The sequence below is a fragment of the Burkholderia vietnamiensis LMG 10929 genome, from assembly GCF_000959445.1.
Taxonomy (GTDB): domain Bacteria; phylum Pseudomonadota; class Gammaproteobacteria; order Burkholderiales; family Burkholderiaceae; genus Burkholderia; species Burkholderia vietnamiensis.
Window position 1 is genome coordinate 760,561 of record NZ_CP009630.1, and the last position, 17,371, is coordinate 777,931.

15 protein-coding genes and 1 pseudogene are annotated in these 17,371 nt (G+C 68.5%); 8 read left to right on the forward strand and 8 right to left on the reverse strand.

The genetic code is table 11. The annotated features are described in order from the left end of the window. Positions 1–233 precede the first annotated feature (233 nt). Complete coding sequence (speB, locus tag AK36_RS03615) at positions 234–1,196, forward strand: agmatinase (protein ID WP_011882472.1); 963 nt, start codon at positions 234–236, stop codon at positions 1,194–1,196. A gap of 192 nt (positions 1,197–1,388) precedes the next feature. On the opposite strand, the gene AK36_RS03620 is transcribed toward speB, so the two are convergent. From AK36_RS03620 to AK36_RS03635, 4 genes are all read right to left on the reverse strand, one after another. Further along, positions 1,389–2,369 carry a sulfonate ABC transporter substrate-binding protein gene (locus AK36_RS03620; RefSeq protein ID WP_034195219.1) on the reverse strand — a complete coding sequence of 327 codons (981 nt, stop codon included), beginning with the start codon at positions 2,367–2,369 and terminating at the stop codon, positions 1,389–1,391. Between the two features lie 123 nt (positions 2,370–2,492). Continuing rightward, positions 2,493–3,359 carry a MerR family transcriptional regulator gene (locus tag AK36_RS03625; protein WP_011882470.1) on the reverse strand — a complete coding sequence of 289 codons (867 nt, stop codon included), beginning with the start codon at positions 3,357–3,359 and terminating at the stop codon, positions 2,493–2,495. A gap of 9 nt (positions 3,360–3,368) precedes the next feature. Next, positions 3,369–3,929 carry a GNAT family N-acetyltransferase gene (locus AK36_RS03630; RefSeq protein ID WP_045577876.1) on the reverse strand — a complete coding sequence of 187 codons (561 nt, stop codon included), beginning with the start codon at positions 3,927–3,929 and terminating at the stop codon, positions 3,369–3,371. Positions 3,930–4,025: 96 nt separating this feature from the next. After that, positions 4,026–5,144, reverse strand: a complete 1,119-nt coding sequence (locus AK36_RS03635; protein WP_045577877.1) for a LysR family transcriptional regulator — start codon at positions 5,142–5,144, stop codon at positions 4,026–4,028. A 125-nt stretch (positions 5,145–5,269) separates the two neighbouring features. Between AK36_RS03635 and AK36_RS03640 the strand changes: the two genes are divergently transcribed. Beyond that, positions 5,270–6,268, forward strand: a complete 999-nt coding sequence (locus AK36_RS03640; RefSeq protein WP_045577878.1) for a quinone oxidoreductase family protein — start codon at positions 5,270–5,272, stop codon at positions 6,266–6,268. A gap of 453 nt (positions 6,269–6,721) precedes the next feature. Here AK36_RS03640 and AK36_RS03645 read toward each other — a convergent pair whose 3' ends face one another. Next, a complete protein-coding gene (locus tag AK36_RS03645; RefSeq protein ID WP_045577879.1) occupies positions 6,722–8,236 on the reverse strand; it encodes an MDR family MFS transporter in 1,515 nt (504 codons plus the stop codon). Between the two features lie 233 nt (positions 8,237–8,469). On the opposite strand from AK36_RS03645, the gene AK36_RS03650 reads away from it, so the two are divergent. Next, entirely contained in the window at positions 8,470–10,029 is a 1,560-nt protein-coding gene (locus AK36_RS03650; RefSeq protein WP_041494308.1) for a methyl-accepting chemotaxis protein, read from the forward strand. 87 nt (positions 10,030–10,116) lie between these two features. Here the strand turns inward: AK36_RS03650 and AK36_RS03655 are convergent, their stop codons facing one another. Further along, positions 10,117–11,784 (reverse strand): ATP-binding domain-containing protein, encoded by a 1,668-nt coding sequence (locus AK36_RS03655; RefSeq protein ID WP_045577880.1) that lies wholly within the window; start codon positions 11,782–11,784, stop codon positions 10,117–10,119. A gap of 111 nt (positions 11,785–11,895) precedes the next feature. Continuing rightward, the gene (locus AK36_RS03660) at positions 11,896–12,750 is read right to left on the reverse strand and encodes a helix-turn-helix domain-containing protein (RefSeq protein ID WP_011882463.1); all 855 of its coding nucleotides are present in this window, start codon (positions 12,748–12,750) and stop codon (positions 11,896–11,898) included. A 385-nt stretch (positions 12,751–13,135) separates the two neighbouring features. Here AK36_RS03660 and AK36_RS03665 point away from each other — a divergent pair, with 385 nt between their 5' ends. Together AK36_RS03665 and AK36_RS03670 are read left to right on the forward strand one after the other, a co-directional pair. After that, on the forward strand, positions 13,136–13,345 hold the full coding sequence (locus AK36_RS03665) for a hypothetical protein (protein WP_034195215.1): 210 nt from the start codon (positions 13,136–13,138) through the stop codon (positions 13,343–13,345). A gap of 209 nt (positions 13,346–13,554) precedes the next feature. Beyond that, the gene (locus tag AK36_RS03670) at positions 13,555–13,836 is read left to right on the forward strand and encodes a hypothetical protein (RefSeq protein WP_045577881.1); all 282 of its coding nucleotides are present in this window, start codon (positions 13,555–13,557) and stop codon (positions 13,834–13,836) included. A gap of 104 nt (positions 13,837–13,940) precedes the next feature. Here the strand turns inward: AK36_RS03670 and AK36_RS03675 are convergent, their stop codons facing one another. Next, positions 13,941–14,270 carry a hypothetical protein gene (locus tag AK36_RS03675; protein WP_045577882.1) on the reverse strand — a complete coding sequence of 110 codons (330 nt, stop codon included), beginning with the start codon at positions 14,268–14,270 and terminating at the stop codon, positions 13,941–13,943. 200 nt (positions 14,271–14,470) lie between these two features. Between AK36_RS03675 and AK36_RS03680 the strand changes: the two are divergent. The 3 genes and pseudogenes from AK36_RS03680 to groL all read left to right on the forward strand — a co-directional run bounded on the left by AK36_RS03680 (position 14,471) and on the right by groL (position 17,307). Further along, positions 14,471–15,121: pseudogene (locus AK36_RS03680) on the forward strand (diguanylate cyclase). A gap of 165 nt (positions 15,122–15,286) precedes the next feature. Beyond that, entirely contained in the window at positions 15,287–15,604 is a 318-nt protein-coding gene (locus AK36_RS03685) for a co-chaperone GroES (protein WP_011882458.1), read from the forward strand. Positions 15,605–15,684: 80 nt separating this feature from the next. Beyond that, on the forward strand, positions 15,685–17,307 hold the full coding sequence (gene groL, locus AK36_RS03690) for a chaperonin GroEL (RefSeq protein WP_011882457.1): 1,623 nt from the start codon (positions 15,685–15,687) through the stop codon (positions 17,305–17,307). Positions 17,308–17,371: the final 64 nt, after the last annotated feature.

Here is a 17,371-nt window from a genome sequence, read left to right on the forward strand (position 1 = left end):
TCTAGGAAACGACGGCGCGCGAGCGGCGTGACCAAGCGGTTTTTTTGCACGTTGCCCCGGTCGCGCCGGGGCAAGGGTTGCGGTCCGCCTTGCTATGCTCGCTTCCGGTATTGACGTTGTCCCGCCCGGCCGTGCGTAGCGATGCGCGCCGGTGCGAGCCCGATGAACGCGTGCCCGGCCCGCGCCATTGCGCAGGACGGCCTCCACGCATTCCACGCATGACAGGTTCCACCATGACCGAACTTCTGCATGGCGACGGCGCGATCCGTCGCACGACGCCGTACGGCTCGTCGATCGAGAACACCTACGCGGGCGTGCTGTCGTTCATGCGCCGCAACTATTCGCGTGTGCTCGACGGCGTCGACGTCGCGATTTCCGGCGTGCCGCTCGATCTCGCGACAACCTATCGCTCCGGCGCGCGGCTCGGGCCGGCCGCGATCCGCGCGGCGAGCGTGCAGCTCGCGGAGCTGCATCCGTATCCGTGGGGCTTCGACCCGTTCGACGATCTCGCGGCCGTCGACTACGGCGACTGCTGGTTCGACGCGCACAATCCGCTGTCGATCAAGCCGGCGATCGTCGAGCATGCGCGCACGATCCTGCGCTCGGGCGCGAAGATGCTCACGCTCGGCGGCGATCACTACATCACGTATCCGCTGCTGGTCGCGCATGCGGAGCGCTACGGCCGTCCGCTGTCGCTGATTCATTTCGACGCGCACTGCGATACCTGGGCCGACGACGAACCGGACAGCCTCAATCACGGCACGATGTTCTACAAGGCGGTGAAGGAAGGGCTGATCGATCCGGCGACGTCGGTGCAGGTCGGCATCCGCACGTGGAACGACGACTTCCTCGGCATCGAGCGGCTCGATGCAGCGTGGGTGCATGACCATGGCGCGCGCGCGGCGGTCGAGCGCATCGTCGGGATCGTCGGCGCGCGGCCTGCCTATCTGACCTTCGATATCGACTGTCTCGATCCGGCGTTCGCGCCCGGCACGGGCACGCCGGTTGCCGGCGGGCTGTCGTCCGCGCAGGCGCTGGCGATCGTGCGCGGGCTCGGCGCGGTGGATCTGATCGGCGCGGATGTGGTCGAGGTCGCGCCGGCCTACGACCATGCGGACATCACGGCGATCGCGGCCGCGCACGTCGCATGCGATCTGCTGTGTCTGTGGCGGCAGAAGAAGGTGGCTGGACGCTGAGGTGGCGCGTCGTGCACGCGTCGCGCAGCCGGCAAGGTCGGTGGCCGCGAGCGTTCGCCGATGGCGGCTTGCGTGCGACGTCCGCACAGCAGACGCAGAACGCGTGTATCGCAGCGCGCGGCACCGATGAAGCACGAAGGCCGACGGGCAGAGCGCCCGTCGGCCTGATTCGAGCGGATGCCGCCGCGTGTATTACTTCGCCGCCAGCGCGCCTGCCACCCGCTTGTCGGTCCACGCATTCTCCGCCACGCTCAGCTTCTGCGGAATCAGCTTCGCTGCATAAAACGCGTCGGCCACGCGCTGCTGCACGGCCACGATGTTCTCGTCGATCGGCACCGCGCCGAACGGCACACGCTGGATCCACGTCTGCACGAGCGGCAGCGGCAGGCCGACCTTCGGGGCGATCAGCGCGGCCGTCTCGGCCGGATGGCCGTTGACCCACAGGCCCGTCTCGCGCACCTGCTTCAGGATCGTGCCGACCACGTCCGCGTGTTGTTCGGCGAACGTGCGCGTAGCTTCGTAGAAGTTGTTCGCGGGCGTGAGGCCCGTATAGTCTGACAGCGTGCGCACCTTCAGCGAATTCTGGGCGGCCGCGTAATACGGGTCCCACACGGCCCATGCATCGACGTTGCCGCTTTCGAATGCGGCGCGCGCGTCGGCGGGCGGCAGGTAGACGGGGCGAATCTCGTCGTAACGCACGCCGGCCTTCTTCAGCGCTTCGAGCAACAGATAGTTCGCGCTCGAACCCTTCTGCAGCGCGACCTTCTTGCCGCGCAATTCGGACAGCGAGCGAACCGGCGAATCGGCCTTCACGAACACCGCTTCGTTGTGCGGCGACGGCGGTTCGGCGGCGACGTACACGAAGCGCACGCCCGCGGCCTGTGCGAACACCGGCGGCGGTGCGCCCGTATAGCCGAAGTCGATGCTGTTCGCGTTCAGCGCCTCGAGCAGTTGCGGGCCGGCCGGGAATTCGAACCACTGGACGTCGTAGCCGAGCGGCTTCAGCCGCGCCTCCAGCGCGCCCTGGCTTTTGAGCACCGACAGCAGCCCGGCCTTCTGATAGCCGATGCGTACGACCTTGTCGGCGCTGCCTTGCGCGAGCGCCGATGTCGCGGCGGCGACGGCGAGCGCCGTCACGGCGATGCGGGCGATCCAGCGGGTGAAACGAATCATCGAACGGACTCCATGCGAGACGTCTTCGGAAAGCGGCGTGTGCCGCTCGGTTGGAAGAATCGTCGCACGGGCGACCGGGCCCGCAAACCAAGCATTGCCGATATGAATATGACCGCGGCGGTCCTATGCTTTGTCGCCGTTGCCTTTCCTGGGCGAGCGGCCGGCGTGCTCGGAAGGGGCGGATGCGCTGGCCTGTCGCGCGGCTTCGTCGCTGAGCTTCTTGTCGAGGATCGTCGCGACGCGGCCGCCCAGATAGGCGCTGGCCGCGTTCTCGAGCGCGCGATTGGTCTCGGCTTCGACGAACACGGCCGCGAGCGGACGCAGCCGCCAGATGGCGTCGACGAGCGCCGGCACGTCGGTGACCGGCGGCAGCGTGCCTTCGTCGTAGCGGTCGAGCCGCTTCACGACGAGATCGACGAGCAGCCGCGCGATCGCATCGAAGTGCGGTCGCGCGACGCTGATCACGTCGAGCAATTCGCGCGGCGGGATGCCTTCCTTCGTCATCGCGGCCGCTGCTTCGAGCAGCGCGGGGCTTTTGGCGACGAACGACAGGCCGTGCCGTTCGAGCAGCCCGAACTCGGTTACGCGCGACAGCTGGGACGCCGTCTGCGGGCCGAACATCTGGGCGAGCGCGGCCAGCGAGTAGGTCTTGGGCCGTTCGTGCGACCACCGTCCGCCGATCGCGGTTTCCAGCCCGAGGATCGAGCGCAGGTCGTGGCCTTCGTCGATCGCCATGATCAGATCCTGGATGTTCGACAGCGTGTAGCCGCGCGCGAGCAGGTGGTTGATCAGCTTCAGGCGGGCGACGTGGGTGTCGTCGTAGATGCCGACGCGCCCGCGCTTCTCGGGCGGCGCGAGCAGCCCGCGATCCTGGTATGCGCGGACGTTGCGCACGGTCGTGTCGGATACGCGCGCGAGTTCGTCGACCGTGTACTCGTTGCGGGAATCCGCTGCGGCCTCGTCAGGCGTGTTGGGAGTCTGTTTTGGCATGCGGCCATTCTAGCGCGACGCGCCGGCGTCGGGCGTCGCGAGGAGCGTGCGCGCGCCGTCGCCGAGCGCGCGTTGCAGCAGCGCGGTATCGATCCAGCGGCCATGCTTGTAGCCGACCGCCTTCAGCACGCCGGCCGGCTCGAAACCGAATGCGCGATGCAGCGACGTCGAGCCGCCGGTGCCGCCGTCGGCGATCACGGCGATCATCTGCCGCCACGGGCCGGCCTCGCAACGCGCGATCAGCGCGGCGAGCAGCGCACGGCCGATGCCGCGGCCGCGCTGCGCGTCGTCGATGTAGATCGAATCCTCGATCGTGTGGCGGTACGCGCTGCGCGTGCGATACGGCGTCGCATACGCGTAGCCGGCCACGCGGCCGTCGCATTCGGCGACGAGATAGGGCAGGCCGTGGCGCAGCACCGCGTCGCGGCGTGCGCGCAATTCGGCGACGTCGGGCGGGGCTTCCTCGAACGACGCGACGCTGTGGCGTACGTGGTGCGCATAGATCGCGTGAATGGCGTCGAGATCGGCATCGGTCGCGTCGCGGACGGTGCAGGCGGGAGCGTCGGGCATGGCGGCAAGGCGGGCGGATGAAAACGCTACTATGCCGGCCGTCGGGCGGCGCGGTAAAGGCGGTGGTCAGCGGGCGCGCTGCGTGCGGCGCCGGCTCTACAGATGGCCATCCGCGTCGCGGACCGCTTCAGCGATCGCATCGGCGACGCGTTGCACGCGTGGCGAACGGCGCACGTCCGGGTGGACGACCAGCCAGATCTCGCGCTCGATTTCGCAGCGCGGGGCGGATGTCAGTTCGATTAGGGCGGGTGCGGTGGGGCGGTCGGTTGAAGTGGTTTTGGTGATCGGAGCGGTTGTCGCGATCGAAGGGGGTGAAGTGGTTGAAGTAGGCGAGGCGCTTGAAGTGCTCGACGCGGCCGACGCGGCCGAAGCACCCGATGCGCTCGATGCGCTCGATGCGCTCGAAGTGGTCGAGGCGCTCGAAGTGGTCGAGGCGGGCGGCGCAGTCGAAGTGATCGAAGTACCCGGCGCACCCGAAATGCCCGAAGCGACCGAACCCGCCTCCATCCCCGGCAAATCGACGAGAAACCGCGGCAGCAGCGCGATGCCCGCGCCCGCCACACACGCGCGATGCAGCGCGGCGAGATCGTTCGAGATGAACGCGAAACGGCGCCCGGCCGCGAAGCGTTCGAGCCACTGCTGCTGCGGCATTTGCGCGAGCGCGTCGTCGTAACCGACGAACGCCCACGTATCGGGCGGCGCGGCGGCCCAGTCGGGCGACGCGCACAGTGCGAAGCGCATCGTGCCGAGCCGGCGGGCGGCCAGGCCCGGCTCGCTCGGCCGCGACAGGCGCACCGCGAGGTCGGCTTCGCGCGCGTACAGGTTGGCCGCATGCATGTCGCCGATCAGGTCGATCCGTAGCGCCGGCCACGCGCGCTGCGCGCGGGCGAGCCGCGGTGCGAGGAAATGACTCGCGAACACCGGCGACGCCGACACGCGCACGACGCCGTCGAGCGTCGCCGCGCCCTGCGCGGCGCGCGCGAACGCATGCACGTCGGCCTCGACGCGCGCCGCATGCTCGGCCAGATGCAGACCTTCGTCGGTCGGCGGCCAGCCGCGCGGCAGCCGGTCGAACAGCCGGATGCCCAGCGCCGACTCCAGCGCGTCGATGCGCCGCGCGACCGTCGAATGCTGGACCTGCAGCGCGCGTGCGGCGGCGGACAAGCTGCCGCCGCGCATCACCGCGAGGAAGTAACGCAGATCGTCCCAGCTCATCGCCGGCGCGGAACCGCTGGATGGATCGGTCGAATTTTGCACAGGAAGTGGGCGGGAAACGGGAATTTCGCTCGATTATGCACAATGGGATGATCGCGTCACTTCATACGAACGCGAGGAATGCCATGACCCGAACTGAAACCGCGATCCGCATCGGAATCGACCGCTACGGCGACGCCGGTGCGTTGCGCCGCGTCGATGCGCCCGTCGCGCCGCCCGGCCCCGGCGAAGTGCGGATTCGACAGACCGCCGTCGGCGTGAATTTCGTCGACATCTATTTCAGGACGGGCGCGCATCCGTTGCCGGCGCTGCCGGCTGCGCTGGGCGTCGAGGCCGTCGGCGTGGTGGACGCGGTCGGGCCGGGCGTGGACGCCGTCGTCGCCGGCCAGCGGGTCGCCTATGCGGGGTTGCCGACCGGCAGCTACGCGAGCCTGCGCACGCTGCCCGTCGAGCGCGTGGTGCCGGTGCCAGACGGCGTGAGCGACGAAACGGTGGCCGGCGGCCTGTTGAAGGGGATCACCGTCTACATGCTGTTGCACCGCGTGCGGCAGGTGGCGGCTGGCGATAGCGTGCTCGTCCACGCGGCAGCGGGTGGCGTCGGCCTGCTGGCGACGCAGTGGGCGCACGCGCTCGGCGCGCGCGTGATCGGCACGGTCGGCTCGACGGCCAAGGCCGCGCTGGTGCGCGCGCATGGCGCGCAGGCGGTGGTCGATTACCGTGACGAGGATTTCGTCGCGGCCGCCCGCGCATTCGGCGGCGGCGCGGGCGTCGACTACGCGATCGACGGGATCGGCGGCGACGTGCTGACCCGCACGCTCGGCGCCATCCGCCCGTTCGGGATGGTGGCGAGCATCGGGCAGGTGGCCGCGATCGGCGCGCGACAGACGATCGATCTCGACGAGCTCGGCCCGGCGCGCTCGATCGCATTGGCGCGGCCGAGCGTGCTGGGCTTCATCGCGCGCGACGTGGCCGGCTATCGGGACGCGGCGCGCGCGACGCTCGAGCGGTTTGCGCGCGGGATGCACGTGGAGGTCGCCGCGCGGTTGCCGCTAGAACAGGCTGCCGACGCGCATCGCTTGCTCGAAACGCGGCAGACGACCGGCGGCGTGGTGCTGCTGCCGTGAGCGCGGGCGGCAGGGCTGCCGCTCGAGCAGGCCGCCGCCGCGCACCGCTTGCTCGAAACGCGGCAGACGACCGGCGGCGTGGTGCTGGTGCCGTGAGCGCGGGCGGCAGGGCTGCCGCTCGAATAGGCCGCCGACGCGCATCGCTTGCTCGAATCGAAGCAGACGACCGACGGCGTAGTGATGCTGCCGTGAGCGCGTGCGGCGCGACTGCCGCTCGACCAGGCCGCCGCCGCGCACCGCTTGCTCGAAATGCAGCAGACGACCGGCGGCATGGCCCTGATGCCGTGAGCGCGGCAGGCGCGGTTACCGCTCGACCAAGCCGCCGACGCGCACTGCTTGCTCGAATCGAGGCAGACGACCAGCGGCGTGGTGCTGCCGCCTCGCGCACTTTCCCGCCTCGCGCGACTGCGCCCGGCCGACAGCGCTGCCGCCTCGCGCGCCGCCACCGCCAATTCAACGCCGCGTCCGCAGCGGCGCGCGCTCGACGAACCACGCGAGCACGAACGCGATCGCGATCACGCCCGTCGCCGCGAGGTACACACCGTGCAGCGAGCCGGCGAACGCATGCAGGTACGCGTCGCGCACCGCGGCCGGCAACTGCTGGACGGCCGTCGGCCCGAGCGCTGCCGGCAGCGTCGCGTCGGCCGGCAGCGCTTGCTCGAGCCGCGACTGCAGCCCGTGCGAGAACAGCGCGCCGAACGCGGCCACGCCGAGCGAGCCGCCGATCGAGCGGAACAGCGTCGCACCGGAGGTCGCGACGCCCATGTGCCGGAATTCGACGGCGTTCTGCACGGCGAGCGTCAGCACCGGCATCACCATGCCGAGCCCGATGCCGAGCAGCGCCATGTACGCGTAGATCGTATGCAGCGACGTGTCGAGCGACAGCGTCGACAGCAGCGCCATCGCGACACCGCCGAGCAGCGTTCCGGCGATCGGAAACGGCCGATAGGTGCCGAACCGCGCGATCAGCCGGCCGCTCGCGACCGACATCGTCAGCATCCCGCCCATCATCGGCAGCAGCTGCAAGCCGGCCTGCGACGGCGTCGAGCCCTTGACGACCTGCAGATAGAGCGGAATGAACGTGACGGAGCCGAACAGCGCGATGCCGACGACGAAGCCGATCAGGCTCATCAGCACGAAGGTGCGCTGACGGAACAACTCGAGCGGCATGATCGGCTCGGCCGCGAGCCGCTCCTCGTAGACGAAGCCGCCGATCGCGACCGCGCCGAGCACGAGCGTCAGCCACAGTTGCGGCGACGACCACGCCAGCAGCGAACCGCCTTCGCTGGTGAACAGGATCACGCAGGTGAGCGCCGTCGCGAGGAACGCGGCGCCCATGTAGTCGATCCGGTGCTTGACGGGCGCCGCCTGCGGGCGGAACGCGACGCCGATCACCGCGAGCGCGAGCGCGCCGAGCGGCAGGTTGATCGTGAAGATCCAGCGCCACGACAGGTGCTCGACGAGGAAGCCGCCGAGCAGCGGCCCGACGATGGTGGCGAGGCCGTAGACGCCGCCGAACATCCCCTGGTAGCGCGCACGGCGATCGGGCGGCGCCAGGTCGCCGATCGCCGCCATCGTGACGACCATCAGCCCGCCGCCGCCGAGCCCTTGCAGCGCGCGCAGCACGATCAGCTGCGGCATGTCCTGCGCGATGCCGCATAGCGCGGAGCCGGCGAGGAACAGCGCGATCGCGGCCTGCAGCACGACTGTGCGGCCGTAGAGGTCGCCGAGCTTGCCGTACAGCGGCAGCACGACCGTCGACGACAGCAGGTACGCGGTGACGACCCACGACAGCCGGTCGAGGCCGCCGAGCTCGCCGACGATGGTCGGCAGTGCGGTCGACACGATCGTCTGGTCGAGCGCGGACAGCAGCATGACGAGCAGCAGCGCGGCGACGATCGGCCCGCTCGGCGCGTCGCGGCCGGCCGCGGCGGTGGGCGGGACAGCAACGAGAGTATTGGTTTCCATTGAAATATCTGCCTTGGCAGTGAATCGGTCGAAATATAGGCGTATTCCGTTGTCCGATCAATGATCGTCGTGGCTCGAATTGTTGCAGCGGTAACGGGAGATTTCAGGTCAGATGAATTGACCGAGATCAGTGTGCAAGCACACTTCGCACTCAAGTTTTTTGCAGGGAAACCGTAATAAAGAATGCCGCGGTCCGATTGCCGCGGCATTTTTCATCGCTCACTCCCGACATGATGAACCTGAACGCCCTGTTTTCCCGCTTTTCGATCCGTACGCGGATCTTTTCCACGCTCGGTCTGGTGGCCGTGCTGCTCGTCGTGTCGGGCCTGATCGGCCTTGCCGGGATGCAGAGTTCGAACCGCGCGCTCGACGAGGCCTATACGCGCCAGATGGTCGCGAAGACGGCGCTGTCCGCGGCGAACCTGAACCTGATGATCGTGCGCACCACGCTCGACCGCGCGCTCGTGCATCCGGACGCGCCGGAGGTGCCCGATCTCGTCGGCAAGGCCGAAGGTTATCTCGCGAAAGCCGACGCGGCGTGGCGCACCTACGCGGCGATGCCGCACGACGGCGACGAAGCTCCGCTCGCGAGCCGGCTCGACGCCGCCCGCCAGGCGCTGATCGGGCAGGCGCTGAAGCCGATGATCGACGCGATGCGCGGCGGCCGCCGCGACGACGCCGACCGGCTGCTGATGACGGTCGCGCCGCCGCTGTCGGTCGCGCTCGCGCAGGCGACCGATGCGCTGGACGCATACCAGGCGGCGCGCGGCAAGGACGTCTACGACACCGCGCAGACCTATTACGGCTGGATGCGCATCGGCGCGCTCGCCGGCATCGCGTTCGGGCTGGCCGCCTGCTTCGGCTGCGCGGTCGGGCTGCATTTCGCGATCACGCAGCCGGTGAACCGGCTGCTCGCGCATTTCCGCCGCCTGTCGGACGGCGATCTGACGGCCGAGCTGCACTGGTCGTCGCGCGACGAGATGGCCGAGCTGGTCAAGGGCGTGACGGGGATGCAGCGTAGTCTCGCCGATACGGTGCGCCAGGTCAGCCGCGGCTCCGAATCGATCTCGACCGCCACGCACCAGATCGCGGCCGGCAACACGGACCTGTCGCAGCGCACCGAGGAGCAGGCGTCGGCGTTGCAGCAGACGGCCGCGAGCATGGAACAACTGACGGCCACCGTGAAGCAGAACGCCGATCACGCGGTCGAGGCGCAGGCATGTGCGGACAACGCGAGCGAGATCGCGACGCGCGGCGCGACGGTCGTCGGCGAGGTGATCGGCACGATGAACGAGATCGACCAGAGCTCGCAGAAGGTCGCCGACATCATCGGCACCATCGAAGGCATTGCGTTCCAGACCAACATTCTCGCGCTGAACGCGGCGGTCGAAGCCGCGCGGGCAGGCGAGCAGGGCCGCGGCTTCGCCGTGGTCGCGGGCGAGGTGCGCACGCTCGCGCAGCGCTCGGCGTCGGCCGCGAAGGAAATCCGCACGCTGATCGGCGAGTCGGTCGAGCGCGTCTCGACGGGCTCGAAACTGGTCGGCGTGGCCGGTGCGACGATGCAGGACATCCAGCAGGCGATCGGCCGCGTGACCGGCATCATGACCGAGATCGCGGCAGCGTCGAACGAGCAGCGCGACGGCATCGAGCAGGTGAACCGCGCGGTGTCGCAGATGGACGAGGTGTCGCAGCAGAACGCGGCGCTGGTCGAACAGGCCGCGGCCGCCGCGGCGTCGCTCGAAGAGCAGGCGGAAGGTCTGCGTCGGGCGGTGGGGACGTTCCGGGTCGCGTGACGCATCGGGCGCCGGCGCATGCAGCGGCCGGCGCGGCTGCCGGCGTGCCGTTGTTGGCGTCGCCGGGGTCGCCGGGGCAGCCGTGCGTCAAGCGGCCGGCAGTTGCGCAGCCGCGCGCGCCGACGCGACGAGCAGCAGCTTCATCGTCGCGCGGGTCGCGCCGACGAACAGCTTGCGGGCCGCGCGCGCATCGAGCGTGTCGAAGTCGACCTCGGTGAGGATCACGCAGGGCGCCGATTGCCCCTTGAACCGGTAGATCGAATCGAGGAGCACGTCGCCTTCGCGGTATTCAGGGTTGCCGAACAGGTCGTACTTCCCCGTGAACCGTTTCAGCCGGTGCGGGCCGAGCTGGTCGAGCCGCGCCAGCACCGAGCTCTCGCGGCCGCGATACGACAGCACGGCGATGTCCTGCTTGCGAAAGCCGAGCGACAGCGCGTGCGTGATCGCGCGCTTGGTCGCGTCGATGCACGCGTCGGCGAGCGCGTCGTCGGCCGCGCCGGCTTCCCCGTATGACGACACGGCCGGATCGGAACCGTCGAACGGGCTGCCGGAGCGCAGCTCGGCCGCGAGTGGCTCCACCCGGCCGACGACGTCGCGCACGAATTCGAGCAGGTCGCGCGGGCTGCGATAGTTGGTCAACGCCTTCAGCGTGACCCAGCCGGGCAACGCGACGGGCTCGCGCAGATACAGGTTCTGCAGCGGATCTTCCAGCCACCACCAGGCGCCGTTCGGCGCGAGCAGGCGCTCGAGGGCCGTCGCCCACGGCGCGTGGAAATCCTGACCTTCGTCGACGATCAGCACGTCGAAGCGCCAGCGCTCCGTCACCGGTGTTTCGGCGAAGCGCGCCTCGAGCCGCTCGAACGCGCCGGGCGCGTCGAAGTCGGGCGTATAGCCGCCGTCGCGCGCGACCCAGTCGCACAGCTGATGGTAGTTCGCGATCGTCGCGCCGGGCGGCGCGATGCGTGCGATGTAGTCGGCGAGCGGCCGGTTGAAGCACACGTAGAGCACGCGCTTGCCGGCCGCGAGCGCGTCGCGCATCGCCTGCACCGCGAGCTGGGTCTTGCCCGAACCGGCCGTGCCCGTCACGCGCAATCGGAACGGCGTGAACTCGAGCTGGCGCGCCCATGCGGCGAGCCCGCCCGACAGCCGCGTGACCAGCGTGCCGGCCTGGCCGACGAGCGCGCTGGTATCGGGCGTGAGCGCGAGCTCGTCCGCGAAGAAGTGATGCAGCTTCGCGGCGTTCGGCAACGGCGCGTCGTCGTCGGGGAGAATCTGCTGGATGACCTGCGCGAGCTGCGCCTTGCGCGAGGCATCGACGATGCGGTCCGCCGGGACGCCGGCGATCGCCGTGTCGCGGATCGCGTAGTCGGGGCAGTACAGCAGCGCATCGACGCCGTAGACGCCCGCGCCGAGTGCGGCCGTCAGCCGCCGGTGCAGCGTTTCCTGCGTGCGCGCGAGCTGGATCGGGACGTTGCGCTCCTTCTGCAGGTAGACCTTGACGAGGCCCTTCGGCGTTTCGCGCAGGAAGCCTGCCTTCTGCTCGATCAGCAGCACGCGGCCCGCTGCGCTGACGACCACGAAGGCCGCTTCGCCGAACACCGAGAAGCCCTGGTCGGCGCGCGTCCAGTGGACGCCGTGATAGACGGTGTAGGTGTCCGGCAGCGCGTGTTCGAGCGCGGCGAGCGTCTCGCGCTCGCGTTCGGCCGCGCCGGTGGCGGCAAGGCTTTTCCAGTCGTCGGGAATCAGGCGGGCCATGAAGTCGGGCGGCGGAGGCCGGTCGTGAACGGAATCCGGCCATTGTACTGACGAACCCGTGCGCCACCGCCGAGCGGCCTGCGCCGGCTGCCCGTCAGCGCAGGCCGGCGCTCAACTGCGGGCCAGCCGCTTCGCGAGATCGGCGCTGAGAATCGCCATGCGCGCGGGCTTTTCGTAGCAGACGACGTCGAACGCGCGGATCACTTCGCTGATGTCCGCTTCGCTCGCGCGACCGGTCAGCAGGTCGCCGGTCAGCACGAAGATCGGGGCGCCTGGATTGTCGGACGTGCGCACCGCCTTGATCGCGGTGGCGGCCGTGCCGTCGTCGAACCGCCATTCGGTGACGACCGCATCGAACGCCTGGCCCTGCAGCGCGTCGACGAACGGCGCGAGGCCGTCGAACGCGGCGGTGGCGAAGCCTTGCCGTTCGAGATAGCGGCACAGTTCGGTCGCGCTGACGCGGTCGGGATCGATCACCGCGACGATCAGCTTGTCGCTTTCGGCGCGGCGCGGATATATCTCGATCTTGTGCACGTCGTACGCGTTTTGATACAGCACGCCGGTGTGGCGCAGCACGCGCCAGCGGCCGTTCTGTTCGTAGGCGACGAATTCGGGGCGGGCGCCCGCTTCGAGCGGCGCGCCGATCCACGCGGTGCATGGAATTTCGGCGACGCCCGCATAGAGCACGGCTTCCTGCGAACAGGCGCCGACCATGCCGGGGTCGAGCGTCTGCGCGCCGAACAGTTGGGCGGCGGGCTCGCCATAGGCTTCGGCGACTTTCTTGATCTGCGAGAGCGTCCAGGGGCTGCTGCCGCGCAGTTTGCGGTGACCCTGCGAAAAACTCAGGTCGAGGATGCGGCACAGCTCGGTGGTCTGCTGGCGCTTGCCGATGCCGTTGCGGGTCATCAACTCGCGCACGCGCTCGGCAACCGCGAGGGAATCCGTGGTGATTGCTTCAGTGGTCATGCTACGGGAACGGATCGTGACGTTCAGAACGACGCCTTGCGGCAGTCTCGGCGGACAGTCTTGAGGACGTCCAGGGGCGAGCCGACCGGCCACGCGCGGAAACGATAACTTTACCGCAAAACTGCGGCCATTCCGTGGCCGAAAAGATGGGTTTCTGTGAAAGGTGTGTCACGACGTTACGCGATGCGCACCGCTTCGGGGCATGCATAACGGTCGGCGCCGGGCCCGGGTGCGCCGCGTCGGCCTCGGCGCGCAGCCGCGCAGCATGCGGCCCTTTTTCGATGAAATCCTCTAGCGCAACCGATGAAGTTACAGTTGCCGGGCGCTGCCTGCACGAGCCGCACGCCATGCTACGATTTCGCTCGTCTCAAAACAGATCGAAGCGATGCAGAAAAAGTTTGTGATGCGCGGGTATGAGATGAACTGCGAGCCGCGCGTGACCGAGAACGGCAAATATGCTGCGCAAGTCGAGGTGACGAAGCTGGGTTTCAGCCGCGAGGCCGCATTCCGCAAGCTGGGCGAATTCGACACCGAAGCGGAAGCCGTCGCGTACGCGAAGAAATTCTCGGAAGAATGGTTGAGCCGCTACGCATAGCGCGCCGACGGGTTGCGGAACCCTCGAGCAGTACGCTCTCCTGACAGCCGAACTCGTTCAACGAAGCCAGCCATGCCAGGCGTGCCACGTGCGATCGCTTTGATTCATTCCATATGGTTGCGAATGGCGACGTAAATTTGTAGATTGATCGGATGAATCGCCGGTATCGGCCGATGATTGGTAGAACGACACGCAACGGGAGACCGTCAATGTCAGCCTTGTGCATGCAGACCATCGTTCACGGCAGGACCGTCCAGGTCGTGCTCTCACCCGAGCGGCGAACCGCCAGGATCCACATCGTCGACGACGAATCGGGCAGCTATCCCCCGCGCACGATCAGCATCGAACAGTATTTGAGCGCCGGGATGACCGACGAGCAGATCGCGCGGCATGTTCTCGAAGTCGTCACGATGTCGGTCGAGCAACTCGCCAGATTGCAGCCGTTCGACCGCGCGAGCGGAAACCGCAACCGCACGCGCCATAGCCACTGATTCGGGTCGCGCCCGACTGCCGGCGTTTGCCGCCGGAGACTCCTTCCACGATTCACGCGCATCGCCGTATGCGGCACCGCATACGGCGAGCATTGCCGCGACTATCAGGTCTGTGTCTGCGGCTGCGCGCTGCCGGCATCGGCGGCCGCCGCGCCGAACCATTGACCGCACTGCGCGTATGGCTCGTCGCGGTCGTGCGCGAGCGCGGGCGGACGACCGCTCGTGCGGCGGCGGCGGGCGCCACTCGCGCCGAACGCGTCGAGCATCGCGAGCCCGCGCGGCGTCAGATGCGCGCGCCGATCGCCGTCGGCGCGGTGTTCCAGCATGATCAATTGGCGTGCGAGCAGCGTGTCGATTTCGGCACGGCCGCTGTCCAGCTGATCCGGCGCATGACGGATCAGCATCAAGGTCGCGAATTCGTGTGGACTCAGCATGTTCGTCTCTCATGTCAAAGCATCGCCTGGCGGCAACCCGATGCGCGACGAACCGGTGCGCTACCATGCCGTTGCCTGCCTGGCCGATAACCCATCGAAGCACGCAGCGCGAGAACCGCGACTGCGTCGAGCGACACCTAAAATAGGTCACGCGTTGCGAATTTCAAGGGGCGTCCGCTTTCGAAAGAATGGGACGTTTCATGGACCTTTTCGACATCGTGAACCAGCAGATCGACGCCGTTCGACTGCCGCTCTATGCCGTGACCGTGACCGCCGCCGCACGTGCCGACACGCCGTTGATCGCGATCCTGCACTGGCATGGCTTGCTGCGCGAAACGCCGCTCGCGCTGCCCGGCATCGACGTGCCGCCGCGCCCGGTGCCCGGCAGCGCGATCCAGTTCGAGCGCCCGGGGCCGGCGCTCGAATCCGTCGAGGCGATGCTGCTCGATGCGGCATGGCGGTTGGGCGCATGGGAGCTCGAGCGCGTCGAGCGGCGCGCGTGCAATACGCTCGGCGCGTCGGCCGGCGAAGCGCTCGCGTGTCGCCAGGCGTTCGGCGACTACGGCGATTACGGTGCCGGCGCGTGCGTCGAGCATCATCTGGTCGACGGCGCGCCGGAGCGCGACGCGCTGATGCAAGTGGCCGCGCGCAAAGGCTACGCACGCTGGATGTTCCGTCCGGTCAAGGGCGGCCTCTGGCGCACGCTCGACGAACCCGACGACACACTCGATGCGGACGGCGGCCGACAGCCGCCGTGCCCGATCTTGCCGCGGCCATAGCGGCCGTCGCTGCAGCGCGCGGCGCCTGTTCGCTACCGGCTGGGCGAGGTGCGCCGCATCCTGATCCGTTGAAACATTTTGTTACAAACGCATCGTGCGCGCGGGTCTTGAAGCGCGTTCGCTCGCCACTATTTCGCTTTTCGCCGATCGACGGCACGGCAGCGCATCGCGGCTTTCGCCGGTGGCTGCGCTGCCGGATTCCCTTATTCAGGTGATCTCATCGCTCAGGAGATGAAAATGCAGATTCGTCCCCTCTACGACCGGGTTATCGTCAAACGAATCGAACAGCAGCGGACGACGGCCTCGGGCATCGTCATTCCCGATTCCGCCGCGGAAAAGCCCGAACAGGGCGAAGTCATTGCAGTCGGCAGCGGCCGGCTGCTGCAGGACGGCTCGCAGCAGCCGTTGCAGCTCAAGGTCGGCGACCGGGTTCTATTCGGCAAATATGCAGGCCAGACCGTCAAGGTGGACGGCGAGGAACTGCTCGTCATGCGCGAAGAGGACGTGATGGGCGTGCTCGAAGCGGCATCGCCGGCTGCCCGCAAGGCGGCCTGAAGCGCGATGCGCCCGCGCCGCGCCGGCAGGCGGCCGGTGAGCGCGGCATTCCGTTCAACGACTTTACCCGGAGCAACGAAATGACTGCAAAAGACGTGAAATTCCGCGACGGTGCGCGTAGCCAGATCGTCAAGGGCGTGAATGTCCTCGCCGACGCGGTGAAGGTGACGCTCGGCCCGAAGGGCCGCAACGTGGTGATCGAACGCAGCTTCGGCGCGCCCGTCATCACGAAGGACGGCGTGTCGGTCGCGAAGGAAATCGAGCTGAAGGACCGCTTCGAGAACATGGGCGCGCAGATCGTCAAGCAGGTCGCGTCGAAGACGGCCGACGTGGCCGGCGACGGCACGACGACCGCCACCGTGCTCGCCCAGGCGATCGTGCAGGAAGGGATGAAGCACGTCGCGGCCGGCATGAACCCGATGGATCTGAAACGCGGCATCGACAAGGCCGTCGGCGTGGTGCTCGAGGAGCTGCGCACACTGTCGCGGCCGATCTCGACGCACAAGGAGATCGCGCAGGTCGGCGCCATTTCCGCGAACGCGGACGACGCGATCGGCAAGATCATCGCGGACGCGATGGAGAAGGTCGGCAAGGAAGGCGTGATCACGGTGGAGGACGGCAAGTCGCTCGACAACGAACTCGACGTCGTCGAAGGCATGCAGTTCGATCGCGGCTACATCAGCCCGTACTTCATCAACGATCCGGAGAAGCAGGCCGCGTATCTCGACGACGCGCTGATCCTGCTGCACGACAAGAAGATCTCGAACATTCGCGACCTGCTGCCGATTCTCGAGGCGGCGTCGAAGGCCGGCAAGCCGCTGCTGATTGTCGCCGAAGACGTCGAAGCCGAAGCGCTCGCGACGCTCGTCGTGAACGCGATGCGCGGCATCCTGAAGGTGGCCGCGGTCAAGGCGCCGGGCTTCGGCGACCGGCGCAAGGCGATGCTCGAGGACATCGCGATCCTGACCGGCGCGACGGTGATCTCGGAGGAAACCGGCAAGCAGCTCGACAAGGCGACGCTAGACGATCTCGGCAGCGCGAAACGCGTCGAGGTGCGCAAGGACGACACGATCATCATCGACGGCGCCGGCGACGCCGCGCGTATCGACGCGCGCGTGAAGTCGATCCGCGTGCAGATCGACGAAGCGACGAGCGACTACGATCGCGAGAAGCTGCAGGAGCGTGTCGCGAAGCTCGCGGGCGGCGTCGCCGTGATCAAGGTCGGCGCGGTCACCGAAGTCGAGATGAAGGAGAAGAAGGACCGCGTCGACGATGCGCTGCATGCGACGCGCGCGGCGGTCGAGGAGGGCATCGTGCCGGGCGGCGGCGTCGCGCTGCTGCGTGCGCGCGCGGCGCTGACCGACCTGAAGGGCGCGAACGGCGATCAGGATGCCGGCATCCGCATCGTGCTGCGCGCGCTCGAAGCGCCGCTGCGCGTGATCGCGTCGAACGCGGGCGACGAACCGTCGGTGGTGATCGCGAAGGTGCTGGAAGGCAGCGGCAACTTCGGGTACAACGCGGCGACCGGCGAGTACGGCGATCTGGTGGAGGCCGGCGTCGTCGATCCGACCAAGGTCACGCGTACCGCGTTGCAGAACGCGGCGTCGATCGCCGGCCTCGTGCTGACGACCGATGCGACCGTCGCCGACGCACCGAAGGACGAACGCGCTGAAGCCGCGCCGTCCCCCGAGCTCGGTTACTGAACGCGCCGACACTGGCGCCGCCGCTGGCCGGCGCGGCACGGTTCGGTGCGCGCGATAGGCGCGC